The sequence below is a fragment of the Tolypothrix sp. PCC 7712 genome (assembly GCF_025860405.1).
GTDB classification, from domain to species: Bacteria; Cyanobacteriota; Cyanobacteriia; order Cyanobacteriales; family Nostocaceae; genus Aulosira; species Aulosira diplosiphon.
In genome coordinates this window covers 2,642,667-2,667,664 of record NZ_CP063785.1, presented here as the reverse complement: position 1 = coordinate 2,667,664, position 24,998 = coordinate 2,642,667, and the positions used below count along the sequence as shown (strand labels likewise).

Sequence of the window (24,998 nt, the reverse complement as noted above, 5' to 3'; positions counted from 1 at the left end):
AAGGTTTTTTCTTGCCCTTTTCCCCTTCCCCTTTTGCCCTTAACCGACAAGTATTGTAAAAATTCAAAATCGATACAGCATTACGAAACGAAAACTGGGGAAAGAAAACAGGTTGTAATTTACCCTTTTCCCTTTCCCCAGTCCCTAGTCCCCAATACCTAATCCCTACTCCCTACTCCCTACTCACGATTAATCCGAATTAACTCGGTTAAAATACTATCCAAACTGCCATTAACTTGAATTTTTTCAATTTTCTCAGCAATTCTTTCTAGTATTTCCAATTCCTTCAACCGCAACGCTACGGGGTTATCTTCCATCACCTTGGCAGTATTCAACATACTGCGAGTAGCAGCAGTTTCTTCACGACGACGAACTACGTTAGCTTGAGCAGCTTTTTCCGCTTCTACTACCTTGCTCAAAATCGTCTTGATTTCACCAGGAAGAATAATATCTTTCACACCTACAGAATCTACTTCAATTCCATAGTCTGCGGTTTTCTGGCGAATATATTCAGAGATGCTTCTATCAATTGCACCTTTATCCTCTAGCAACGCATCCAGAGTTTTTTCCCCAACTGCGCCACGCAAAGCAAACTGTAGCTCTTTGTATAAGTAGCCAGTAATATCTACTAAAGCGTTTTTGGCTCTCAGGGGGTCGAGAATGCGATAACCAGCCGTTAAGTTTAAACGCAAAGGTACTTTATCCTTAGAAAGGATATCTTGGCCAGAGACTTCGAGAGTTTGCTGACGCAAATCAAAGACTTGCGTTTGCCAAGAACGCCCAAATACCCACCATGCGTGTTTTCCAGGCTGGAGTAGAGTTTGAAATTCTTGATCAATGTACAATAAACCTACGTGCTGTGCTGGTACTTCGCAAATATGCAAACTATTGCGGCTCAAAGATAAAGCCTCTGGTAAACCCGCAACTAACTCTGCAACTAAGCGAGATGGCAACTTTGCATCGGTGCTGATGTCAATCACTTCGACTGCAACACCTTGCCAGAAAAGTTTGCGATCGCATGGTGCTAAAATGGCAATTACTTTTCCTTGATAGCGTACAATTGCTACTTGCTGGTTCTGTAATTGTACAGTCTCGCAGTAAGCCGCTACAAATTCTGGATGCTTTTCAATTAATACATCTTCTAAAGGAAAGCCAGGATTCGGAACAATTCGACTTAAAGAGCGAACCGAAACATCTCGATTCACAGTCCAAAAAGCATAATCTCCTGGTTCTAAGGGGCGCACAAAGTTATTTTGCTCATACAGCAACCCAATTTCATATTCAGAAATTATGAACTTTTTCAGCCCATTTATCGTAGTTAGACGTACTTGCTGTACAAATTCAGCAGGTAATTCTAAACTTTCATCTAAGTTAAATATATGAGATTCAACTTCAATAAAACCACGCCAAAAAGCCCGCAGTTGATTGGGTAGAACACTCACCCAAGTTTGCCCCACACGCACTAAAGCAACTTGATTAAATGCAGTTCTTACTACTAATAAATATTCTTGTAATTGTGCATTGTGATTTCTTAGTAACAATTCCAAGTTATTAATATTAGCTTCTGGTTGGTTAAGGTCATAGGTTTTTACTTGCCAATGCCAACCTAAATAAGTATGGGTTCCAGGCTGTAAGATTCTTTTAAAATCACTGCGATGATATAAAATACCAATTTCATTAGGTTTGATATAGAAAGTCTTCCACATAGAAAATTGCATAGTTAATTTAGGTAATCATAGCTGCTGTAGCAAGTTTGATCACAATATTTATAACTTTGGCTGATAAAATTTACTCTCTATTTTCGTTGAGCTAATTTTTTGTACAGCTAAAATAAAAATACTTTTGTGTTACATTACTTACTTCAGTTATTTATAAACTTAATTGTTTTTGTAATACATATACTACATTATATTTTAAAACTCTGCAAATGCAAGTGTTTACAGTTCAGTTGCGGGCAAATAGCATCTCCAAAACTGGATTAAGAGAACTGCTAAATTCCCTAAATTACCCAAAGGTAACCTAGAAAAAACAGCGCTCAGATATACCGTTCGCCTTGCGAATTCCAGAGTCTCCCTAGAGAAACCAGATGTAACAAAGGAAGGGACATACTCAAGTTAGGGAGAGAACATTTGCTCTAGCGCCTTCACTGTTACTACTTCGGATCGCAGAGCGATCGCTAGTAGTAAGCACCTACACCGCAGAGTTTTGCATTAAGTTACATGGGCTACCGTGACAGGGTAGTGTCTTTTGACCCGGACAGGGTTTTTGGGGCAGAAAGTGGATTTGAACCACTGATCTTTGGATACTAATTCCAACGAGCTACCACTGCTCTATTCCGCAAATTTGTCTTTTGACCCGGACAGGGTTTTTGGGTGAAAGTACAGGAATCGAACCTGTAACACATCGATTATTAGTCGATTGCTCTACCAATGAGCTAACTTCCTTGGTGTTTGATGTAGGACTCGAACCTACGTCCGACCTCTTCGGCTGCTCTACCACTGAGCTAATCAAACGGAGGATTAGTGACGCATTGCTCGGCGGTATGCGCTCAATCCAGAGTTTGGCGCACCAGACGGGCATACAGAACCCGAACCATAGCTTTGCTCATGTATTACTATTCCACTACTTAATGTAGCACAAGTATTTATCAGGTGGTAGTGAATAATTACTTATACCAAGTACTTCATAGCTCAAGTTCTAGGCGGCTGGTTATCAGGACGAGTAATTTGATATAAATCGTGAGTACTTGTATACCAATTTCCTGAGAGACGACCAATCGCATGTAGTTTGCTAATATCAATGGTGTTTTCAGGTGTAAGTAAATCGTCGCGGATATGCCACATCACTGCTTCAGCGATAATTAATCCCGATTCACTACCTTCATTGCCAACATAAACTACTTGTTTGAGTAAACACTCAATATTAATTGGTGACTCAGCAACTCGCGGCGCACGCACGCGTTTGCAAGGTGCAGGGGTTAGCCCGGCAATTTGAAATTCATCAACATCAGGCGTAAACTCACCACTAGTGAGATTCATGCGATCGCCTAATTCTTCTGCAACGATGTTGACTACTAATTCTCCTGACTGCTCCACATTCACCAGTGTGTCTTTTTTTGTCCCACGACGAGAACCACAAGAAATGGCTAGAGTTGGTGGGTTTGCAGCCACACCCATAAAGAAACTGAAAGGTGCAAGATTTAACGTACCATCGCTAGCAATTGTAGACACCCAAGCGATCGGTCGGGGAACTATCGAGCCAATCAGTAATTGGTAGCTATTTCTAGGATCAATTTGTGAAGGATCAATAATCATGTAGACTGCCCAAATAAAAATTACAGTTTAATTTGAGCCAGTACTAAGTGTAACTGTGTCTTTAGGACGATGAATGCTCCCAAGTACTGAGGTGAACTAGTAGTCGAACATTCAACAATTGCAAGTGAAATTTATTCACCTTTGTGCAGAAAGCTGAAAATTCTCTCCTGTGCTGCCTTCACGATCAGTCTTTAGCTGAACACGATATGATGGATAACCCTACTCAACTTGTCTTGCCTACAGACAGCAACAAAGCAGATATTGAAACGGGTGAAATCTTATTTATTGGCACTGCAACTGTGCTTTTGCGCTATGCAGGATTTACAATACTTACCGACCCGAACTTTCTCCATAAAGGAGAACACGTGCATCTGCATTATGGCATCCGCTCGGCTCGGAAAACTAATCCAGCAATAGAAATGACGGAGTTACCACCCCTGGATTTAATTGTGCTGTCGCATATGCATGAGGATCATTTTGACCGCGTTGTCGAGCAAAAACTCGACAAAAACTTACCAATTATCACAACCCCTCATGCAGCAAATAAGTTGAAACAAAAAGGATTTAAAGCAACGCAAGCACTTGAGACTTGGGAAAGTTTGACTGTTACTAAAGGCAATAATTCACTGCGAATTAGCGCTATGCCAGGAAGACATGGCCCTGGCGCGATCAATGCTTTACTTCCACCTGTAATGGGCAGTATGTTAGAGTTTCAAAATTCTACCAAAGAAACTCTATATCGCCTCTACATTACGGGCGATACACTTTTGTATGAAGAGTTAAAAGAGATTCCCCAAAAGTACCCTGACATTGACCTTGCATTACTGCACCTAGGAGGAACAAAAATATTTGGTATTCTCCTAACTATGGATGCAATGCAGGGAGTACAAGCAATTAAAATAATTGCTCCCCAGACTGCTATACCAATTCACTATAACGATTACACAGTTTTCAAGTCACCGCTAGAGGATTTTATGCAGGCGGTTACAGCAGCAGGTTTAGAAACTCAGGTGAGATACTTAAATCACGGTGAAACTTACAAATTTACTGTGAAATAATACCAATTTGAAAAAAGAATGCAATATATTCTAGAGGGCATTGGCACTGCCTTGCCCTCTAGAATATATTGATGTGTTGCAAACATTATTTGATTTGGTATAAGTTTTTTATCCCAATTTAAAAACACAGTACAACATATGAGTAGGGGCACACAACATTGTTATGCCTTGAAATTTTTGGGGCTGAATCTCGTAATACTACAAAAAGATTCAGCCTTGCTTTAAACAATAGGCTTGAAATCCTTACCAATAACAAATGACCAAGGACAAATGACCAAGAACAAATGACAGCCTCAGCCAGTTATCTTTAAATTTCGCCGACCTACTTACAATTGCATCAATTGATTAACGTAGATTTCAACTGCTGTACCCGCAGGTAAAAACCAAACATTAGTTCTTTGGCTCATTTGGGCGATCGCTTGTTGATTGCGTTGGGTAATTTGGGGAACCACAGTGTTCATTCCACCTTCTAAAACTCCCGCCCAAATGTTGCGTTGTGGGTTGGTATTACTAATGACAGTACCACCAGCATTTGTAGTCACAACTTGAGATTCTGTACGGTTAGTTAACTCTGCTGCTTTACCAAGGCCACCTAAGACAAATAGTCCTATATCCATACCTAAAATAGATGAACCCCTATTAGGGAATTGGTTGGCGATTAGAGGTCTACCTTGGGATGCACGCACCATCATCGCATTTTCTGGTAAGCTTCTTTCCGTAAGATTTCCATTATCTTTGGCAATCATTTTTACTACTTTCATTTGCAGTAAGCCTTGTTCGGAAAGAGAACCAATTTCAGCTAATAATTCGGTATTTGCAGGAATAGCGATCGCACCATCCACTGCTTTTAATGGCTCTTTTAAACGTACTACAAAAACATTTTTGTCATCGCTATTGGAAGATTTACTGGTTTCTCCAAATACTGCTGTCGCCAAAACAGCTTTAGCACTACTACCAATGGCTATAGATTTTGGACTCTGCGATGATACTTGACTAACCACAGAAGTTTGCTGTCTGGGTTGTTCAGGCTGAGGATTATTACTCTGTGGCTGTACTGGCTCATTTCTTTGGTTGATCGGAGTGGTTGCATTCACATTAGGTGTATTAGTGACAGCAACCTGTCCATAGCTACCTAACTTTGCTAACTTTGACCATTCTTGAAGCGGGTTCGGTGTCGGTGATGGAGTTATATTAATTAATGGCTGAGGATTTGGGTTGGTAACTATTGGTTGTGGTAACAGCGAAGGTAGAGGAAAAGGCGTTTGTTGAGGATAGGGAGGTCTGACAATGCGCTCAACAGTGACTACACGGGGTGCATTAACTGCTGATGGTGGTAATGGGGGTGTTGGTATTATAGGTAACACAGTTCGTCTATCTGGAAAAGTATCTGGTTGCGAATTTCGTTGATTGGCTACCTGAGAAGCAGATATGAGTTTTCCACTCCTTAATTTTTGTTGTGCTAATTTGATAGCGTCTGCTTGTTCTGTAAGGGCTAATTTAGTTTTAAGAGTTTCTACTTCTGCTGCTAAATCTTCAGAAATTGAGTCTTTTGTGGTTGTCGGCTGCATTTCTGGAGAAACAATAATATTCTTTTTGGGCTTTTGATTACTACCCATCAACTGCGATAAAAATGCGCCAGCAACTAACACTATAGCTAAAGTGGCAGTACTTACCACACCTAACTTAGCAAAGGGATTAGATGACAGTGACTGCTCAGTTTTAACTTCTGATGGTTCAGGTAATGATGGCTGCAATTCAGCAGCCTCTGATACTGCTTCCGTATCAACAGATGCAGATTCATCTTCAAAACCAACTAATTGTGCTATTCGTGATTCCCATTCATCAGAGTGTACCTCTAACGGAGAATTATCAGATTTGAGTAGAACTAAATCTTGTGGAGGACTTTCTGAAGAGATTAGCATTTTTGTTATACTTAGCTATATATGATTTTGTTTTAGTGGTAAAGCACCGAATCGTTGCTGGATATAGTTCTAAGTTTTTATCCTGTGTCTCATATTGCAGTCCTTACATTAGTAAGTAATATCAAAGTTTGCAGATGGAGTTTGCTGATTTAACTGCTGAAAAACAGACCAGTAGAACATCGATACTAGTAAATTTTACAAATCTAATCTCAATGTTAACACTAGAAACAGTGGTATATAGTATTAGTCTATGTATTTTAGGTCTTAATCTCCTGCTTTTGCCGTTTTTACTGATAAATATTTAAATTTCGACATTAAAAACTTTATATAACAGTATATTTGATGCATTTGCAAGATTCAGCAACTACCATCAATCCTTGACTACATATCTGCTAGTTACATGATATATGAGGGATTACTTCCCTTATACCCAAAGAAGAATTAATCTCACATATTCAAGTGTGCTATTCATAGCAGGTAATTTTTAGGATATTTTTATTTTTTCGTAGAAAAATATTTAAATAAAAACAAATAATGAATGTATATGTAATTATCAATCTACAGCTTATTTTAGGTAAATAATGAGGTACTCAAGTAGGCGCATTGCAGTGCTATGCACTTATAATTATCCGCCCTACCAACTGGCAATCTGCTGTAACTCAGTCCATCTTGAAACTTGGAGTTTGCCAAAAGCAAATTATTCACTAAAACTCAATTTTTTTCGATAAATGATGTATCAGATATCAAAGCTAATCTAAATTGCAAGTAACTAATTCTTTGATATCTAGAAGTGAAACATCTAATAGTGCAATTGCTTAAAAAATTACCTTGTCACAGTATTTTATTCATTTTACAAAATAAAACAGCTCACAAAACTACCAGTTTTAGTTTCCATTTTTTATCTAATTTTAGTTTTTGCGGCGAAAATCCAGCCTTATATTTTTCTTACGTAACATTTTCAAATTTTGGCGGCAATGATGATTTTTTGAAAATAAAAAACCTATTAATATTAATAATTGAATCTCTTTTTGATGGGTTGAGCCGGATTACCAGCATAAATAATCATTGGTTCTAAAGAAGACCCAGTTACGCCACCCAAGGTCAGCACTGCACCTTTACCAATTGTCACTCCTGGGCCAATTACAGACTTAGCTGCAATCCAACTACTCTCTTGAATGTAGATAGGAGCAGGCATCAGTTTAAAATCAGGATGATTCCAGTTATGATTGCCAGTGCAGAGATAGACTCCTTGAGATAAACAAACATGACTTTCAATAATCACAGGTGCTAGGTTATCAATCCAAGCATTTTCCCCAATCCAAGCAAAATCACCAATACTTAATCGCCAAGGAAACTTGACCTTTACTCCTGGTTTAATCCTAACTTGTTGACCAATAGTGGCACCAAAGCTGCGTAGTATCCAGACTTTTAACGATGACATGGGAAGCCAATAACTTTCAACCAAAGGCGACCCGATAAAATACCAGAGAAGTTGTTTCCAGTAGGGTGCACCTGGGGTGTAAGTACCGACAGTATATTGATCTAGACGCATAATTTATAGATGCAAAAAGGATACTAAAGATTGGCTCCTGTATAACCTGTGATTATCCAGAGTAAGGAGCGAGCAATATCTCGCAGAATACGAATTACCGATTCTTGAGGTTGATCGGATGGTACAGAAAGTGGAGTGAAAACGATTCCTTGACTACCTAGAACAAAAAAAGCGATCGCTGTGGCTCTAGGCATATGATTTTTAGATGTTACCAGGTAGAGATGCTGAATCTGGCGTTTCTTAAAATCTGAAACTAAGGTAGTAAAGTTAGTAACCGTATCAGTAGCACGATTATCTATATGTAACCGAGTAGCGATATTTGCAGCTTGAAACAATGCATATGTCTTATCTGGTTCTGGAGGAGAAGACACCCAAACTTCTAACGATGGATACCATTTAGCTAGTTCAGCAGTATATTGTTCCCTAGGAGGATCGCCACCTAAGGTAAGAAAGGCTTGAGGGTGGGGTGTTTGAGTTGTTGCGATCGCTAAACGCAAAGGAATGATCGCTAATAGGGTAAGAATCAAACTCGCTACAGCCAAAAACCTATATTTTTTCAGTTTACGACGACTATACATTTTACCGATAGGCGCATTCTAGCTTTTGAAATCTACATTTTTACCAATTTTTGGCACTAATTAGTGTTGAATTAAGGCACCAAAAATTTTGACATAATTAATTTTAAAATTAGATTTCCCTACCAGATTTTGCTGGAATAAAATCTTGATATTCTGGTAATGCTTTTCTATCGATAATTGCTTGATAAACTTTCACTAACTTTTCAGCAGCACGCTCCCAAGTATAATTGCGGAAAATTAATTTACGAGCGCGATCGCCCATTGTTTGGGCCTGTGTTGGATTGCTTAAACAGTCAATTAAGGCGTTAGCAATTTCATCAGAATTAGTGTCAACAATGTGTGCAGCCTGAGCCTGAGCAGCTTCGGGAAAATTACATCCGGTGGTAATCACACAGGGTAAACCTGAAGCCATACCTTCCAAGACAGACATGCTAAAACCTTCTGAGTAAGAAGGTGCAACATATAAATCAGCTGCGACCAAAGCTGCTTGTTTCAATTTACCTGTAAGCATACCTGTAAAGGTAACAGCTTCTAAACAACCTGCTTGGACAAAATAGCGCCTAACTGTTGCCAGAAATCCGGTAGAATCTGGCCCTGCTACTACTAAATGAGTTTGGGGAAATTTTTTATGAATTTTGCCAAAAGCAGGAGCAAGTAAATCTAAACCTTTTTTAGGATCAATTCTTCCTAAAAATAGCAGTAGAGTTTTATTTCTTGTTTCTGGAAATTGCTCATAGAAAATTTCATCTGTTGGTAGATTTTCAAATTCTTGGCGATGAATGCCGTTAGGAACAACAACTAAATTACGAAATCCTAATTTTTTGACGTTACTAGCTTCAGCATTAGCAATTACTTGAATAACACTAGCTTTTTTTAAAGCAGGTTTTTCCAATAAATTATAGTAGATTCTTTTCTTCCAGGCTTTGTAAGACAAAGCCCAAGGCTCAAGCATTCCGTGCGGTGTAACTACATAGGGAATTTTGCGCCATTGGCAAAGTAAGTGTACTAAGAAAACCAGTGGTGAAAAGACTGTATTAGTGTGGACGATATCATAATCCTTAATATGCTTAATTAGCCAGTAAATTAAAGATAAGCTAACAATAAAATCATGGCGATGCCAGCAAGAGAAATATCTGATTTTATAAGATTTTTGATATATCCATTTATTTAATGGTACGTCTAATTTATCCGAGCCATTCGCATCAGTAGTAATTAAATCTACATTAGCTCCTAAGCTACTAAGAGTGTCAGCGAATTCTCTAGTTGCCTTTGAAGTTCCACCATAATGTGAACCAACATAAGGTATAAAAATTAGTACTTTCATGTGAGGCTATGAATTTAGGAAATTAGACGAATCAAAATTGCTAACTTTATGTAAATAAGCAGTCCAAATCACTTCCACAAAAATCTGCAGAAGTGATTGAACCTAGATTTACTAGGTCAGTAGTTGGAATATTTACTGTGAGTTAAGTTAGTAAGCTTGGGCAGCAGTTAAATTCAATTATTTTCAGATATACAGCGTATTTCAGGTAAATTAGGTACGCTGTATATCTTCCAAAGGCGCAAGCTATTTTGTAACTACCCATTTAATGATGCTTGAATTGCTTTTAATAAGCCATCTGCAAAAACTTGTGGGCTAAAATTTTCAACGATTTCTTGGCTATTCCTGCCCATTTTTATTCTTAAATCTGCATCCATCTGATGAATAGTTTTCAAAGCATCAGTCATATCTAAAACACTTTCTGGATCGAATAGCAGGCCATTTCGACCATGATCTATAAGTTCATAACGAGCGCCTACAGTACGGCTACAGAGTACTGGTAGTCCAGCAGCACAAGCTTCGTTCAGTACTAGACCCCACTGTTCTTGCAAAGCGGGATGGACAAAAGCATTAGCTAATCCATACCAATCGCCAATATTTTGGTAAGGGATAAAACCTGGTAAATATACAGCATCTTGCAATTTTTGTTCCATAATAAAATTGCGAATTTCCGCTTCTTCTTCACCGCTACCACAAATGACTAAATCCCATGCTTGCTCATTTCCCATTTGTTGGTGATAAGCTGCAAATGCTTGTACAAGGCCAAAGACATTTTTCCGTTTGAGTAGACGAGTGACAGCAATGAAATAAGGTTTAGTCGGTATCTGGGGATTTCGCCGTCTTGTTTCAACCGGATCGAACCTTGCTATCTCAGCTTGTTTGGCAAAATAATCGTTATCAACAGCATCGTATCCCAGAAAAATGCGATCGCGGGGAAAACCTAACTCCATCAAATAGTCACGATGTAGTTTACCCCCCACTAAAGCTGCATCAAACTTGCCAATCAGTAGCCAAAACTTGATTTTCTCCTTCCACCAGAGACGTTTTTCATCATCCCACTTGGTTTCACTCATCAAAATCGCTGGTACTTGATGGTGCTTACACCAAGAAAGCGCAGCGCGGGATACTGGAAAACCCCAACCAGGAATCACAACAGCACTTGGTTGTAAGTTGTCTAAAAAACCAGGAAGTACAGCCGCCGCCTGTTCTGCATATGAAGACTCATCATTCTTAGGCAGTAAGGTTTTTAGCGGAAATGTAATTTCTCGCTCTAAATCCCCCCAAGGATGTTCTAAGGTATCATCTGTGACTTGAATAGCTGTAAACTGCCAACCTTTTTCCTGACAAGCAGAATAAGCAGCACGTAAGCGTGCAGCATGATAACTGCCAACATTGATAAAAATTACAACAATATGCATTTGTTTAATACCTAAGCTATCCCAAGTGCAGCTAGGGTTTCACTTGCCATTCTTGCTAAAGAAAAATATTTCTGGAAATCTTTTTTTCCATTTCCGGCTTCTTGCTTGAGCCAGGAAAGATTATTAATTGACTTAATTAATGCTTGACCTACTGATTCAGGATTAGGATTAGTCGCAATACTTACCCATGAAGCACGTTCAGCAACATCCACAGCGCCATTAAAATTGGTAACTACAGTAGGTACTCCCCGACCCGCCGCTTCTAGCAGTGCTAGAGGTAAACCTTCAAAATGGCTGGTCATGGTGTAAATATCTAATACAGATAAGTATGCCTCTGGATGTTGCTGCCAGCCTGTGATGTGCCATGTATTTTCAGGAGCATGATTACGCAAATATTGTTCTAAATTATTTCTTTCTGGCCCATCGCCTATAAGTAACAATCGGCTTTTAACTCCCTGTTTTATGGTATATAACCATGCATTTAACAATAATGAGAGATTTTTTTGGTAAACAAATTGACCAGAGAAGCCAATTATTGGTAATGGTTCCACCCAACTACTAGGAAGCGGTGGATGAGATGCAGTAATTTCCGGAAAAGGGCATCCATAATTAACTATCTTTGTAGGACGTGGATAGCTATAGTAATTTTCAAATTCTTTTTGGCTACCTTGGGAAACAAGAATTAAAGAGTATGGGTGTTTTTTATACCATTGACGTAGTAATTGACCTCGCAATTTGCCCAAAGGTCTTTGATGTTTGTTACCTGTCATTGGCATATGCATTGTGCCCCCCACAGGAGCAACATTTGCCATTAAAGCACCAGCAATATAATCTAATCCATCTTCATCGTATTGCTGGTTAATCAGAATGGCATCAGGGGAAATTTGTTTACATAATTGAGCTAATTTCAATTGTTGATTTTTATCTAAAATTGATTGCATAAATCGCAATGGTCGAGAACGCAATCCTGTAAGATTTATGCGGTGTACATGAGCTTTTTCTGTGGCTAATAAACTAGCCCAATTATCCATATAACTAACTGTAGAAAGTAACACATGTACTTCATAGTTCAACAAGCGTAAACCTTGATTTAAGTAGACTAAGTAACGCTCTCCCCCACCTCGCTCACTAGAATTAGAACTTATAAGAAGTACAGTACGACTACTCATTTTTGATGACAAAGTTTTTTGTAAATGAATTATTTAAAGACAAAAAATATCTTATTTAGGAAAAAAGATACTGATATTAATATAAGGCTGGGAATTAATTAATATTTATCTAGCTTTCTTGTAGCGCTTAGTAGGTAATGTATATTTACCCCTCGAGTAATAGGTTACTAATCCAATAAAGATAACTTGAAAAATTCCCTGTTGTAAAAATGTTCCCACACCATGCGTTAAACAGATCATAGCTGGGCTGATTAATCCCATATAAAGTATTTGACAAAAAGTATTTTTATAATTAACGCCACAAATCCAAAGATGTTTAAAAATATATGCTATTAGTGCATAAATAAAGCATCCTAGGTAGCCAAATTCCATAAAGCAATCGCCAACACCAGTAATTGTAGAACCATTAGGACGAATATAGCCATATAAATTCTTCAGTTGTATGACATAGGTGTCCCACAAGTTAAACTGTAGAGATTTTTTAAAGTCAAAGCCTACAATTTGTCCTGGTACAAATTGAAAAACTATACTATCCCACCATCCAGTTCCAAAACCATATAAACTTGTCTTATTGGCTACATCAATTATTAATGCTGCATTTCTGAGTTCTAAAAAATCTCCCTTTTGCTGAGAGCTAAATGATTGCTCTACAGCAGATAATATTGCCTGCCAATTTCCACTAAAGATTAAATTCCAAACACCTCCACGTAAATCGCCAAACAAAGGAATAAGGAAAGTTACTAGTAACATTCCTGTGACAACTAACCATCGAGGAGGGACATAACGATAAATCAAAAACAATGAAATACCGATAATAATAGCAAATGTCATTGTTGGTTGACGACGGCCGATCAGCACACTATTAAATAGAGGCCAGCCAGAAATTACTGTAAAAATGATATTCAGAAATCGAGGACGTTTTAGTGCCTGTAAAAGAAAAATTCCAAAAGCTATATTCCCAGCTTGAATAAAGAAGAGATATATCGTGGCTGGGCCTGTCCAATTATAATTTTCTGCTACTTGAACAGTTGTCCGAGAAAGTAAAAAATTAAAGAACCATGCCTCTGCCATGAGCATGATTCCTCCTATAAATAACTTCCGCTCGTCAGTTTCTATGTTGAGCAACTGTAATAACTTTTTATTAGGCTTCATTTGATAGCCTATCCAACAGGAAGCAGCACAAATAGATGATACTAATAAAACGTTTTCTAGTACTGTTGGGCTAACTCCTGTACCAGGATTTGCGATTAAAGCGAATGCTTGAGGCAAAATAAAGGAAAGAAACATACAACCCATAAAAAATGGGTATTGGTAAATTCGCTCAATGCGAATGACTCCCCAGATTAATAATCCTAAGCAAATACAGACTAAAATATTTCGATATACTTCTGCCATGCAGTTTTAATATTAATGCTTCTTTAATAGTAATTATGCTAAATTTATCCCTTTGTTATTTTTCTTGTACCGTCTCGTGATTTTTAATTAATCGTACAATTTGATAGCTAAGAGACAGCATAGGGCAGAATTTGGAGCGAATGCTGTAATTTGTCCAAATTAAAAACAGCAGTGTCGGTGGATTTTTGGGATAATGCTTCTAGTTTTTGAGGATTATTCAGGCAAAATTGCAACTTCTGTGCGATCGCAGATGCTGTAACTTCTGGCAAAATTAATCCATTAATGTTATCTTTCACTACTTCACCACAAAATTTGGAAGCAATTATGGGTAGATTCCAAGCCTGTGCTTCTAGTTGCGTAATTCCAAATCCATCAGAGAGAGTAGGAAATATAAATACATCTGCCATTTGATAATACCTGGCTGTGGCACTTCTAGACACTGCACCTACCCAATTTATCTTGGAATGAGAATATTGAGGTAGAGGAATACCTTGAGAACCAACTATCCAAAATTCAATTGGTTCACTATGTAAAATTTCTGCTGCTTCTAACAGTGCAGCAATACCTTTTCGCAATATGACTTGCCCTAAAAATAGCACCCTCAGTGGACGTTCTACCGAAAAGTTAGCTGGATAGGTACGTACAAAATTATGTGCTTCGATTGGTGGTTGATAGGCAAGCGGAATGATGTTAATTTTTTCTTCAGGTATACCTAATTGCTGTAACGCTTGATTTGACCAATTAGAGTTAACTAAAATCTTGTCAGCTAATAAACATTCTTCTTGCCAATTTTGCCAATAATTGGGTGGTGCAGCCTCGCAACTAGATTGATAGGCAGGATATTTAGAATGTGCTTCTAGAACTAATTTCTCTTCTACTTCTCCAGGATCAATTTGACCTAAAATAGTGTACCATCCTTGAGATTTAGCATAGCGAAATAGTTCTAAAGCTGCATAGCTATAAGAAAATAATATAGTGCGAGATTTGAGTTTTGGGTTGATGGCTTTGAGTGATTGTAATGCAAGTTTTTGAAACCAGTTATTCCTGGTAATCACACGCTGCCATCCAGAAGTTTTTTGAATTCTTTGAGCTATTTCAAAGTTAATTAAAGAGTCAGTAAAGGATGTTACAGATGCCGTGGCTAAATCTGGATGAAACCGTTCCCGCAAATTTGTTAACCAACCTGGAGGCAGTCTATTAATTACAGAATTAGGTGAAATCCAAGCATCCGTGATCAGGTTAGTAAGTTCTCCTGCTTGATGTAAAGCCCTAGGCAGAGCATAATGCTCTCGTGCACCTATTTGGCAACATAGCCAGGATGAAGATTTGTCAAACATTGTTATCGGTTGATGAAGTGTGACTTGAATAAGCGATTTCATACCACTTATTGTCAGCTTTCTGAAATCTTAATTGTAATTTGTCATCTTTATATCTTAGATATCTCTCTTTTCGACATTGGATTTTACTAGATTTTTTAGGAAATTTAATTTGCCCACGGCTACCATCAACCATAATCATCACCTCCTGCCCGTCAACATATTTATCAATACTCATGCTGACTTGAATTACTCGATTTTTTGTATTATTTTCTACTAAGACTTCTTCAAATTTTGGCTCTATAATATATGGAGGTTCTTGCCAAAAGTTAGATTTTCCTTGTAAGTCTCTTCTGTCTACATTGAAGTATTTATTATTACGGAATAATGGTCGCTCATTGGTTATGTTAGAAGATTGCTCAGGAGTGCGGCAGTTTTCAAATATATTGTCTTCTATAACTATATTCTGGAAATCGCCCCAATAATAAATACAAGCTCTTTTATCTATATCACTTGCAGTCAGAACATTATTTTTAATAATTATATTCGTTAAATTACCAGAAAGATTTGCCGCTGTTACTCCTACTGTATTACCTTTTATTTTATTTAAATAAAATTCTATGTTTTGATTCTTACCGCTAGTAATAAAACAATTTCTACAATCATTAAAATAGTTGTTTTTGATAACTAAATTACTCACTCCATTAAAAGCACAAACCCCATCAGGAGAGTTAGAAAATGAACATTCAGTAATAATTTTGTTGTGATTATCAGGAAAATTGCCCTGTCCTATCACTAAACCCTGATAAATAGAATCTTTAAAAACACATTTATGAAATTGATAACTTTTGTTGGGAGCTATCGGAGCATTTTCTACCCATGCCGTAGCAGTTTCAGAGAATTCACATTCCGTAACTGTCAGGTCTGCATCTAGACTGAGTAGTGAAGCATTAGAACTCTTTAATTGAGTTTTTGATATAGTTAATTTTCTAATTCCCCCTCCACCACCGTAAATCAGTTCACCTCTAAAGTTATGTACGGAAATAGAATCTAAAGTTATATTGTCTAAATTTGTATTGAAATCTAAGGCAATTCCTTTGTGAGTAAGATCCCAACCATCACCATTAGTCGGGTCAGCAGGCCAATTACGATTACCTGTAAATCCTTTAATTCCACCATTTAATTCCAAATTTTTAATGGTAACGTTTTTCCTAGGGTTAAACGAATCAAGTGTTCCTTTAATTAATATTCCATGACCCCTAACGACTCTACCATCAATTAAAGAGTAATCCCCTCGACTTTGAAGAATGGTTTTACCAATTCCATCACCAAACAAGGTAATATTGTCATAGTTAATTAACAGCGAACACGGCTCTTGAGTATTCAAATTAAGTGGTGCTATTTGATATATTCCTTGAGGTATATATATATTTCCTCCACCATTTACACCTACTGTATTAATAGCAGCTTGAATAGTTTCTGTATTAGCCTTAATAATATAGTCTAGATTAGTAATACCACTAATAAGTGGGCCAAACGCCCTGACATTTACGTAGTTGGTTGGTAAGTTTTGAATTTGTGCAATATTAGTTTTATTAGTAAGTTTCTGTGCTGCTTTTGATAAATAATTTGTCAACAGAACAGATAAAAGACTAGTCAAAGAGCTTAATCCAAACAAACTTAAAAATTTACGACGCTGCATAGTCTATTCCTATAATCCCAATAATAAATTTTCTAGAGTATGAGCGCGTTGTTTCCAGGTATGTTGTTGAGCAAATTCTAGCTGCTTTAAAGTTTTCTCATAAGCTTGGGGCTTCATTGAACAGGCTAACTGCTGGCGAATGAGAGCGATCGCATCTTCAACACTGTGGAAAATACTAATCCACTCAGGATATAAAAGACACTCTGGTATATCAGTGCTTAAAATTGGGTGACCACTGGCTATCCCATCCATGATTTTGGTAGGACAAGCTGCTTGGTTAAATGGGTGTTCCACTATGTAAGGAATCCAATTCACAGCAAAAGACCAGTAATGTTTTGCTACTTCATCGGACGGAACTTTGCCAATATGGCGAACATTAGGTAAGGCTAGGACTGCTTGACGAGTTTTCTGCCAGTTTCCTTGCTCTAGCATTATTTGCTCGTCTAAACCACCTACAAACACGAATGTGACTTCGGGACAAGCTGTAATAATTTGGTAAATTAATTGCCAGTCTAAGCGATCGCCCAAGTTTCCCACATAACCCACTGTCATCGGTTCTGGAGAATTTTCCGGTTGGCGGTTGAGGTAGGTGTCAACAAACCCGTGAGGATAATGATGAATCTGAGAAGCTTGATCAAGATGTCGTTCTCTTAGCGTCATCATTTGGGTAAAGGATGCACACAAGGTAATGCTTGCCCTTGTAATTAATTCCTGCTCTTGTGTGAGAATTTTATCTTTTTGCTCAGGCCGATAAAGCGCGTAATCATCAAAATTGTAATATATTAATTTTTCTTGAGGTACTTGCCGTAACCAAGGAGTAAAATAAGGTTCGGATGCTATTACCCAAGGATATTCTCCAGTAATTCCTTTGATTTGCTGGCACCAACTATGTATTAAATATTGCAGATAAAAACGAAATATTTTTTCTAATCGTCCTGCATAACCAGCAGGTAATACATGCATTGACCTCTTTAATAGAGATGGTGGTTTGCGGCTAGACCATTGGGGACGTAAGATGCGATAGGTACGCCAATCATAAAACTGCACTGCATAGGTCAGGTGACTTTGAGCTAAAGCTTCTGCCATCCCATAAGTCCAAGGACTATTTGCACCTAAATATAGAAAACTGAGTTTTCCCATAATAAATACTTCAATGTAAAAAATTACCACCCTCGCAAATCACGTACCCAGTAGCCAAGAGTAGGCGATCGCCCAATCAATTCTCTAATTACAGCACGTAAACCTGTAGGTAAAAGTTGAAACCTACGGATAGGAGGTTGATATAAAGCGGGTTGTTGACCCTGTTTACTTCTATTTATGGCTGGAAGAGTGGAAATTTTTGCAATCAAAGATTCATAACCTTTCCACATTACTGTTTCATTAAATTTTGACCTAGCACATTCAATCACAGCATGATTGAAAGCTGGATAATTCTCACAAGCAAAGATAACTTTTTGAGCTAAATCCTGGGTGTCACCTAAAGGAGCATATAATCCTGTTTTATTGGCTGTGGCTATTTCTTTAGTACCAGTTTCCACATCCCAAGCAACTGGTATACATCCCATACCCATTGCTTCAATAGTGGCCATCCCAAAGGGTTCAACTCTACTTAACATCAGGATAACTTTTGCTGATGCAGCAATGGAGAAAATTACATCTCTTGGCACATAACCATAAATTTTAATTTGCTCAGAATTAGGTAATTGCCTAATTTTACTAATAAATTTTGGTGTAATATTACCAAACCAATGCAGCTTGCCTTTAAAACCCAATTTAATCAGAGATTTCCATAAATTTAGAATATCAAAGGCTCCCTTTGTTGGATTTTCACCACCTAAAAAAACTAAATCATCTTGCCTAACATAATTTAATTTTTCTATTTCCGGAAAAACGCAACCATTATAAATTACAGATAATTTATCTGAGCGTTTTAACTGGTGTCGAAACTTACTTGCTACAGTCTCAGACACAGCCACAATTGCTTCTAAAGCATCCTCTTGTGCTATAGCTCTCAACCAATAGGAAGGAGCTGTATCATGGACAACGTAAACACATTTAATCTTGGCAGGTAAGTAAGGAATAATTACATCAAATTCCTCACAGCCGTTAAAAAATAACACATCTTGAGGATTTTGTTCTAACCATTGCAGCAGCATTTTGGGTGTTTCTGTTGCACCATTGGTTAAACCTAATGATGATACTTGAAACTGATTACTTGTAAGCCACGAAGGTTTATTGAGAAACAACATCGTGGTTTCATATCCAGTTTGTGCAGCTTGACGACAACAGGATAATGCTACCGGAGATATGCCCCCACTTTTATCATTAGGGAGTAGCCAGCAAAGTTTCATTATTAATAATTTATTTATTTATTTATTTATTTTGATAAAATGACTGAAGAATTATCAAAAACAATCGAGCATATATAATTCTCATATTCCTCTTTATTGAGAGCATCATCCCCATCTGTCTTTAACTTCGGTTTCCGCAAAATCTTCAAAACTACAAACCAAGGGAAAGCTAAAATAAATGGTATCAGCATTTTATTAGAGGAAAAAATTCCTAACCACTTTTTCAGTAATGCAAATTTATTCTGTGCTGAAACAATAGAACGCAAACTCACCCAGCATTGATCGAGTCGCAGAAAAAACTGCTGAGACAATGGTAGACCGAGCCTTTCTCTGTAATGATTAGAATTGGATGTCATCCATAATACATCTTTGATATAGATGGCATCTGAGTCTACCCCACATTTTTTTGTCACTTGATCGCTATGTAAGCGCATCGCACAAACAGGTTCGTCAATTGCAACCACTGAATATTTATATGACAAAGCAACAAATATTTCCCAATCGCCTATACCTGGAAGAGCAGTGTGAAATCCTCCTATATTGCGAAAAAACTCCGTACGATACATACAAGCGCTGGGGATAAATCCAGCATACTCTTCTAACCTTGCCCACTGTTTTCTAGTTCTTAATTCAGGTATATAAGGAGAAATAATATTGTATAAACTAATATCATTATTTTCTTCCTTAAATTCTATGTATTCTCCTAGACAAACTGCTGTATTAGGTGAATCTTCAAGAGCCTTAACTTGTTTTTCTAAAGCGTTAGGAAAAAGAAGATCATCACTGTAAAGAAATTTGATAAATTGTGTTTGACATCGTTCTACACCACGCATGGCATTTGCAAACTGTCCCACATTCATGTCATAACGAAGATATTCAATATTTAAATCAGGAAACTTGTTTACTACCTCTTGGAGATTAGCTGTGGATGCATCATCGCAAATCATCACCACGAAATCTTTATAACTCTGCCATCGTAGTGATTCTAATGCTTGAGTAAGCATTTTACTCCGATTATATATCGGAATAATTACTGTTATTTTCATAATTACGATATCTAAAATTTTCCATCATTTTTTTTGTTAAGCAATCAAAAAAACTTACTGTCGATGAAAAAAATTATTTTCTGTAATCAAATAAAAGAATTTTAACCATTCTGGTAATAAATATTTTAATTGACTTAAACCAGTAAAACCGTTCTTCTTAATATCATCTATCCAAAAACGCAACCGCAAATCAGCAGGCATGACATTTAAGTGCCACCGAAATAATTCTTCTATTTCTACTTTAAACCCATGAATACGTGGAAAAAATACATCTGGTTCGCCCAAAAACATCATATCCTTAACAGGACTTTGTATATTTACACGAGGCAATATACTAGCGTGAAAATATATATCATTTAATAATTTGAGCCAATTATTTCCTATGTGTGTTTCTGTGATTTTTCTTTGAGTAGCTTCTCCCAAGAATAGCCGGAATTTCTCATCTTCAATCAAGCGAGATAAAATTGCTTCATACTCTTTAGTGTCACGTACCCTAATCATATTGCCATCTAGACCAGGCATATCAGCACCTAAGATTTCACAACCATCAGAGTATGGATAGCGAGTAACCAAAGGTAACCCATAACTTCCAGCTTCTAGCAACGATGTAATTGAAACAAAAGGAAATGAGTCAAGATAAATGTCAGCTGCTTGATAAAAAATCGATGTATCTTCAGTTTGTTTAAGTACTATAATTCTGCCCTGTGTTTCCTGAATAGCTGCTGACCAATCCTCGCTTTCACCAGGGCCAACTACAAGTAGAATGGCTTGGTCATATTTCTTCAGCAATTGAATATGTGTATCAGCGAAACTAATACCCTCAAGACTTCTGTATTTCGGTGGTCTTGCAATAGAAAGAAGAAGCACACTGTTTTTGGCAAGACCCAGTTTTTCCTTGGCCTCTGCTCTAGATAGGGTTCTGTAAAAAGGCTCTAAAACAGTAGGTATGAGCATATTACGCTCTTTTTCAATACCTCTGCGATTTTGTGACAAGTACATACCCGATACTCGCAAGTTAGCTACTATATCGCTAGTGCTAACTCCAAACCAGAAGCAGTTGTCACCATGATTGACGCGTATCACTGGTGGTGATTGTAGTTTATTTGCAAATGCAATTGTGGGAATAACATCATGTTCTAAAGCATGAACCACAACCACATCTGCTGATGCCGCAATTTCCCGTAGCCGTTTGGCTCTGGATACAAAACCGCCAATGCATCCGTTAAGTAAGTATATCTTACCATTACTTTTACTCACGGCTTCTTGGCAAATTTTTGGCACATTACGTGGTGATTGTTGGGTTAATACAAGTGAATGCGATCGATCACTATCTTGCTGAATCCAACGTCGAAGTAATCTGGGAATTCCACTAAAGGGTTCAGCAATATTGCTAGCAACATGGAGTATGTTTTTTGGTTGTCCAGGTAATGAATGATTCTTATACAAACTACCTGGCATAGTTTTTAACCCAATAGAGGTAAGGATTTGTTCCAGTTCAAAACTTGCTAAGAGACCACAATGTTGATGTACAGCATGAAGGCCTGCAATCTGTGCATATACTGCTGCTGCATCATACTGACCATGTTCTGCCAAGTCTTTGGTTTGTGTGACAAGACTACGAAACACCTCGAAATTTTGTTGAATATTCTGGCGACCTTCTTCTCTCCACAGGGTGAATATATCGGTTGCTAATTTTTCCATAGACTTCCTTGGTAACTTTTTCAAACTTGACAAGCTGCTTTTAATAGCTCAACTACCTGCTGCAGTTCTTGCTCAGTCATCTGATGGAATAGTGGTAAAATAATTGCTCTTTCTTGAGCTTGTTCGCTTTCGGTTAGACGCTGACACTTTTCTAACTCACAATTACAAGCATCATTAGCAATTCCACAAGACCACGCTTCTATACTGTAAGCAGGCTCACGATGGGCGCACATAATACCGCGTCGGGTAGATACGCCAGCATCTAACATTGCTTGCATCACTTGCACTTGATCGCATTTCTCTGGTAGCCGGACACAGAAGCTTTGCCAGTTACTTTTTGCCCAAGTTGGTTCTGTCGGTAACTTTAACCCTGGTATATCTGCTAGTAATTCCTGATATCGTTGTGCCAAATAACGCCGACGTTCGACAATTTCCAGTAGACGTTTAAGTTGTTCCCGCCCTACTGCTGCTTGGATGTCAGTCATGCGGTAGTTGTAGCCCAACATAGGATATGACTCAAATATTACCTGTTTGGCTCCGTGGCGCACGGTGTCAGGTACGCTCATTCCATGCTGTCGCCAGAGGCGGAACTGTTTATCCCACTCTGGGTTGTTGGTGGTAAGCATTCCACCGTCGCCAGTGGAGATAATTTTGCGGGGGTGGAAGGAAAAGCAAGCTATATCTCCATGTGGCTTACCGATTTTTTCCCAATGTCCATCCCAGAGAATTTCACTACCAATAGCACAAGCTGCGTCTTCAATTACTGGTAAATTGTAACGGCGGGCAATTTCTAAAATTGCTTTTAAGTCACAAGGCATTCCAATTTGATGGACTACCAAAATTGCACGGGTGGAATCGCTAATTACATCTTCAATTAACATTGGGTTGATGTTATATGTTTGCGGTTCAATATCCACAAACACTGGAATTGCGCCACAGTAGCGAATGCTGTTAGCGGTAGCAATATAAGAATGGCTGACGGTAATTACTTCATCGCCTGGCTGGACACCAACAGCTAACAATGCCAAATGCAGCGCTGTCGTGCAATTGGAAACAGCACAAGCATATTTTGCTCCTACATAGGTAGCAAACTCTTGCTCAAAAGCAGCAACTTCTGGCCCCTGTGTTACCCATCCAGCTAAAATCGGGCGCTTTGCTGCTTCTGCCTCAGCTTCTCCCATCCAAGGTTTAGCAATGGGGATAGTTTGAATTTTTTCAGACATTGCTTGCTTCCTTTGCCAGCTTTTGTTCGCGCCACCAACTTACCAACCGTTGTAATCCTTCTTCTAAAGATACTTGGGCTTCAAAACCCAATAATTCTTTAGCTTTGCTCACATCTGCTAACCGACGCTGTACAGGGTTGACTTTGCGTTCTGGGCCGTATTCTGGTTGTAAATCTGATCCCATCACTTTCGCCAAACTATACGCGAGGTCATTCAAACTGCTTTCTACACCACTGGCAATGTTAAACACCTCATCGGTAACATCAGCTTTAGCGGCTAAGATATTGGCTCTAGCAATGTCTTCGATATATACAAAGTCCATTGTTTGTTTGCCATCGCCAAAAATTAGTGGTGGTTGACCTGCGGCGATGCGTTCCATCCAGCGAATCAAAACTTCAGTATAGACACCGTATATATCCATACGCGGGCCGTAGACATTGAAGTAGCGCAAACCTACATAATCTAGCCCATACATATCATGGAAACTGCGTAATAAGCCTTCATTAAAGACCTTGGCTGCACCATAAAGGGTGCGGTTATTGTATGGGTGATGGGATTCTGTAGTGGGGAAATCTTCTGCCATCCCGTAAATAGAAGCAGAAGAAGCAGCTACTACCTTTTTCACATCGGCTTTGACTGCTGCTTCCAATACGTTGAAAGTGCCATCTGCTAAAACTTCCAAAGCTAAACGTGGTTCTTCTGCACATTGAGTAATGCGAATTGCTGCTTGATGAAAGACAACATCAACGCCTTGCATAACTTCGCCTAGCAGTTTTTGGTCTCTAATATCGCCTTCTACAACTACTAAGGGCCCGTGTTCTTTTGCCCATGCTAAATTTTTAATTTGACCGCGTGTGAAGTTATCGAGAATAATAATTTCCGATACGCCTTCTTTAACTAATAAATCAGCAATATGGGAGCCAACTAAACCTGCTCCCCCTGTAATTAATACGCGCTTATTTTGCATTTTCTTGTAATTGGTTAATTTGTGCTTCTAAAAGTTGAATACGATTTAGCAAATCAGAAGTTTGTAAGCCTAAAGTAGTTTTCACAGACTTAATGATATTAGCTGCTGCTGTTTTTTCTTCTCCAGTCAGTTGAACTGTAAAAATTCTCAGCACTCCATCACCATTTAACACATCAACAAAACCATCTGTTTTGGATCTATTGATAATTCTACCGGGTATGCGTCCTACATAAACAGGTGGATTATCTACAGGCTGGGCTTGCCAAATTGTGAGTTTCTTTCCTTGAAAATATGTGTAAGCACCAGGAAAAGGAGCAACTAATGCCCGAATTAAACAATCTATACTTCTAGTAGAAGCCGACCAATTAATCTCACCATCTTCAGGTAGGCGAGTACAACTATAAGTAGCTTCAGCGTTATTTTGCTGAACTCCTGGGTAACCATTCAAGGCTTTAACAACTATCTCACCTAAATTTTGCTTCTGAATTTCATTTAATCTGTCATACAAATCAGCTACCGTGTCATTACGATGAATGGGAATTAGCTGTTGAAAGAAAATATTTCCTTCATCTAAATCAGGTGAAATTTTATGAATGCTAATTGCCGCGCAAGGTTCATCATTAATAATTGCCCAATTAACATTAGCCCGTCCTCGATATTGGGGCAAAGGAGAATAATGAACATTGATGAATGTAGACAGTTCAATCAGTGCAGGTGGCAGAATTTGATTATAAGAAGAAACTACCACGCAATCTGGCTGAAATTTGAGAATTAGTACTTTAATTGCTGTTTGTGAGGTATCTGTAAATATGGGAATATTTGCTTTTTGAGCTAAATTAGCTACAGGATCATCTGTATCGGGATAACGCACTATTCCTTGAACATGACACTGAGAAATTAAGGACTCTAAGGCAGTTAAAGTAGTGGTACCTATACCAATTAGCAGTACATTGACCATTGACTAA

The 24,998-nt window shown here is 38.1% G+C and carries 19 protein-coding genes and 3 tRNA genes; 1 reads left to right on the top strand and 21 read right to left on the bottom strand.

The window, feature by feature from the left end; all coding sequences use genetic code 11:
* Positions 1-179: 179 nt before the first annotated feature.
* From HGR01_RS10960 to HGR01_RS10940, 5 genes are all read right to left on the bottom strand, one after another.
* A complete protein-coding gene (locus HGR01_RS10960; protein WP_045872824.1) occupies positions 180-1,706 on the bottom strand; it encodes a slipin family protein in 1,527 nt (508 codons plus the stop codon).
* Positions 1,707-2,266: 560 nt separating this feature from the next.
* Positions 2,267-2,339: transfer RNA gene (locus tag HGR01_RS10955), tRNA-Leu, on the bottom strand.
* Between the two features lie 30 nt (positions 2,340-2,369).
* Positions 2,370-2,444, bottom strand: a tRNA-Ile gene (locus tag HGR01_RS10950).
* A tRNA-OTHER gene (locus HGR01_RS10945) sits at positions 2,445-2,513 on the bottom strand.
* A gap of 177 nt (positions 2,514-2,690) precedes the next feature.
* On the bottom strand, positions 2,691-3,314 hold the full coding sequence (locus HGR01_RS10940; RefSeq protein ID WP_045872825.1) for a flavin reductase family protein: 624 nt from the start codon (positions 3,312-3,314) through the stop codon (positions 2,691-2,693).
* A gap of 206 nt (positions 3,315-3,520) precedes the next feature.
* Here HGR01_RS10940 and HGR01_RS10935 point away from each other — a divergent pair, with 206 nt between their 5' ends.
* A complete protein-coding gene (locus HGR01_RS10935) occupies positions 3,521-4,372 on the top strand; it encodes an MBL fold metallo-hydrolase (RefSeq protein ID WP_235623103.1) in 852 nt (283 codons plus the stop codon).
* 326 nt (positions 4,373-4,698) lie between these two features.
* Here HGR01_RS10935 and HGR01_RS10930 read toward each other — a convergent pair whose 3' ends face one another.
* From HGR01_RS10930 to HGR01_RS10855, 16 genes are all read right to left on the bottom strand, one after another.
* On the bottom strand, positions 4,699-6,303 hold the full coding sequence (locus HGR01_RS10930; protein ID WP_045872827.1) for a TrbI/VirB10 family protein: 1,605 nt from the start codon (positions 6,301-6,303) through the stop codon (positions 4,699-4,701).
* A 1,000-nt stretch (positions 6,304-7,303) separates the two neighbouring features.
* The gene (locus tag HGR01_RS10925; RefSeq protein WP_045872828.1) at positions 7,304-7,846 is read right to left on the bottom strand and encodes a WcaF family extracellular polysaccharide biosynthesis acetyltransferase; all 543 of its coding nucleotides are present in this window, start codon (positions 7,844-7,846) and stop codon (positions 7,304-7,306) included.
* Positions 7,847-7,869: 23 nt separating this feature from the next.
* Positions 7,870-8,424: a YdcF family protein gene (locus tag HGR01_RS10920; protein WP_045872829.1), complete on the bottom strand. Its 555-nt coding sequence runs from the start codon at positions 8,422-8,424 to the stop codon at positions 7,870-7,872.
* A gap of 109 nt (positions 8,425-8,533) precedes the next feature.
* Entirely contained in the window at positions 8,534-9,748 is a 1,215-nt protein-coding gene (locus HGR01_RS10915; protein ID WP_045872830.1) for a glycosyltransferase, read from the bottom strand.
* A 254-nt stretch (positions 9,749-10,002) separates the two neighbouring features.
* On the bottom strand, positions 10,003-11,163 hold the full coding sequence (locus tag HGR01_RS10910; RefSeq protein WP_045872831.1) for a glycosyltransferase family 4 protein: 1,161 nt from the start codon (positions 11,161-11,163) through the stop codon (positions 10,003-10,005).
* Positions 11,164-11,174: 11 nt separating this feature from the next.
* The gene (locus HGR01_RS10905) at positions 11,175-12,332 is read right to left on the bottom strand and encodes a glycosyltransferase (RefSeq protein WP_045872832.1); all 1,158 of its coding nucleotides are present in this window, start codon (positions 12,330-12,332) and stop codon (positions 11,175-11,177) included.
* A gap of 105 nt (positions 12,333-12,437) precedes the next feature.
* Positions 12,438-13,727, bottom strand: a complete 1,290-nt coding sequence (locus HGR01_RS10900; RefSeq protein WP_045872833.1) for a hypothetical protein — start codon at positions 13,725-13,727, stop codon at positions 12,438-12,440.
* Between the two features lie 107 nt (positions 13,728-13,834).
* On the bottom strand, positions 13,835-15,064 hold the full coding sequence (locus tag HGR01_RS10895; RefSeq protein ID WP_045872834.1) for a glycosyltransferase family 4 protein: 1,230 nt from the start codon (positions 15,062-15,064) through the stop codon (positions 13,835-13,837).
* Positions 15,057-16,745, bottom strand: coding sequence for a right-handed parallel beta-helix repeat-containing protein (locus HGR01_RS10890; RefSeq protein WP_045872835.1), 1,689 nt, complete (start codon positions 16,743-16,745; stop codon positions 15,057-15,059). The genes HGR01_RS10895 and HGR01_RS10890 overlap by 8 nt, the downstream gene beginning before the upstream one ends.
* A 9-nt stretch (positions 16,746-16,754) precedes the next feature.
* On the bottom strand, positions 16,755-17,885 hold the full coding sequence (locus HGR01_RS10885) for a hypothetical protein (protein ID WP_045873021.1): 1,131 nt from the start codon (positions 17,883-17,885) through the stop codon (positions 16,755-16,757).
* Between the two features lie 23 nt (positions 17,886-17,908).
* The gene (locus HGR01_RS10880) at positions 17,909-19,096 is read right to left on the bottom strand and encodes a glycosyltransferase family 4 protein (protein WP_045872836.1); all 1,188 of its coding nucleotides are present in this window, start codon (positions 19,094-19,096) and stop codon (positions 17,909-17,911) included.
* A gap of 26 nt (positions 19,097-19,122) precedes the next feature.
* Positions 19,123-20,142, bottom strand: coding sequence for a glycosyltransferase family 2 protein (locus HGR01_RS10875; protein WP_045872837.1), 1,020 nt, complete (start codon positions 20,140-20,142; stop codon positions 19,123-19,125).
* Between the two features lie 54 nt (positions 20,143-20,196).
* Positions 20,197-21,843 carry a glycosyltransferase gene (locus HGR01_RS10870; protein WP_045872838.1) on the bottom strand — a complete coding sequence of 549 codons (1,647 nt, stop codon included), beginning with the start codon at positions 21,841-21,843 and terminating at the stop codon, positions 20,197-20,199.
* Between the two features lie 20 nt (positions 21,844-21,863).
* Positions 21,864-23,066, bottom strand: coding sequence for a DegT/DnrJ/EryC1/StrS family aminotransferase (locus tag HGR01_RS10865; protein ID WP_045872839.1), 1,203 nt, complete (start codon positions 23,064-23,066; stop codon positions 21,864-21,866).
* Positions 23,059-24,033: an NAD-dependent epimerase/dehydratase family protein gene (locus HGR01_RS10860; protein WP_045872840.1), complete on the bottom strand. Its 975-nt coding sequence runs from the start codon at positions 24,031-24,033 to the stop codon at positions 23,059-23,061. Before HGR01_RS10860 ends, HGR01_RS10865 begins: the two co-directional genes overlap by 8 nt.
* Entirely contained in the window at positions 24,023-24,991 is a 969-nt protein-coding gene (locus HGR01_RS10855) for a methionyl-tRNA formyltransferase (RefSeq protein ID WP_045872841.1), read from the bottom strand. The genes HGR01_RS10860 and HGR01_RS10855 overlap by 11 nt, the downstream gene beginning before the upstream one ends.
* Positions 24,992-24,998 lie beyond the last annotated feature (7 nt).

Coding starts and splice junctions, on each gene's coding strand:
- HGR01_RS10960 (WP_045872824.1), bottom strand. CDS start 1,706: ATGTGGAAGACTTTCTATATCAAACCTAATGAAATTGGTATTTTATAT.
- HGR01_RS10940 (WP_045872825.1), bottom strand. CDS start 3,314: ATGATTATTGATCCTTCACAAATTGATCCTAGAAATAGCTACCAATTA.
- HGR01_RS10935 (WP_235623103.1), top strand. CDS start 3,521: ATGATGGATAACCCTACTCAACTTGTCTTGCCTACAGACAGCAACAAA.
- HGR01_RS10925 (WP_045872828.1), bottom strand. CDS start 7,846: ATGCGTCTAGATCAATATACTGTCGGTACTTACACCCCAGGTGCACCC.
- HGR01_RS10920 (WP_045872829.1), bottom strand. CDS start 8,424: ATGTATAGTCGTCGTAAACTGAAAAAATATAGGTTTTTGGCTGTAGCG.
- HGR01_RS10915 (WP_045872830.1), bottom strand. CDS start 9,748: ATGAAAGTACTAATTTTTATACCTTATGTTGGTTCACATTATGGTGGA.
- HGR01_RS10910 (WP_045872831.1), bottom strand. CDS start 11,163: ATGCATATTGTTGTAATTTTTATCAATGTTGGCAGTTATCATGCTGCA.
- HGR01_RS10905 (WP_045872832.1), bottom strand. CDS start 12,332: ATGAGTAGTCGTACTGTACTTCTTATAAGTTCTAATTCTAGTGAGCGA.
- HGR01_RS10900 (WP_045872833.1), bottom strand. CDS start 13,727: ATGGCAGAAGTATATCGAAATATTTTAGTCTGTATTTGCTTAGGATTA.
- HGR01_RS10895 (WP_045872834.1), bottom strand. CDS start 15,064: ATGTTTGACAAATCTTCATCCTGGCTATGTTGCCAAATAGGTGCACGA.
- HGR01_RS10890 (WP_045872835.1), bottom strand. CDS start 16,745: ATGCAGCGTCGTAAATTTTTAAGTTTGTTTGGATTAAGCTCTTTGACT.
- HGR01_RS10885 (WP_045873021.1), bottom strand. CDS start 17,885: ATGGGAAAACTCAGTTTTCTATATTTAGGTGCAAATAGTCCTTGGACT.
- HGR01_RS10880 (WP_045872836.1), bottom strand. CDS start 19,096: ATGAAACTTTGCTGGCTACTCCCTAATGATAAAAGTGGGGGCATATCT.
- HGR01_RS10875 (WP_045872837.1), bottom strand. CDS start 20,142: ATGAAAATAACAGTAATTATTCCGATATATAATCGGAGTAAAATGCTT.
- HGR01_RS10870 (WP_045872838.1), bottom strand. CDS start 21,843: ATGGAAAAATTAGCAACCGATATATTCACCCTGTGGAGAGAAGAAGGT.
- HGR01_RS10865 (WP_045872839.1), bottom strand. CDS start 23,066: ATGTCTGAAAAAATTCAAACTATCCCCATTGCTAAACCTTGGATGGGA.
- HGR01_RS10860 (WP_045872840.1), bottom strand. CDS start 24,033: ATGCAAAATAAGCGCGTATTAATTACAGGGGGAGCAGGTTTAGTTGGC.
- HGR01_RS10855 (WP_045872841.1), bottom strand. CDS start 24,991: ATGGTCAATGTACTGCTAATTGGTATAGGTACCACTACTTTAACTGCC.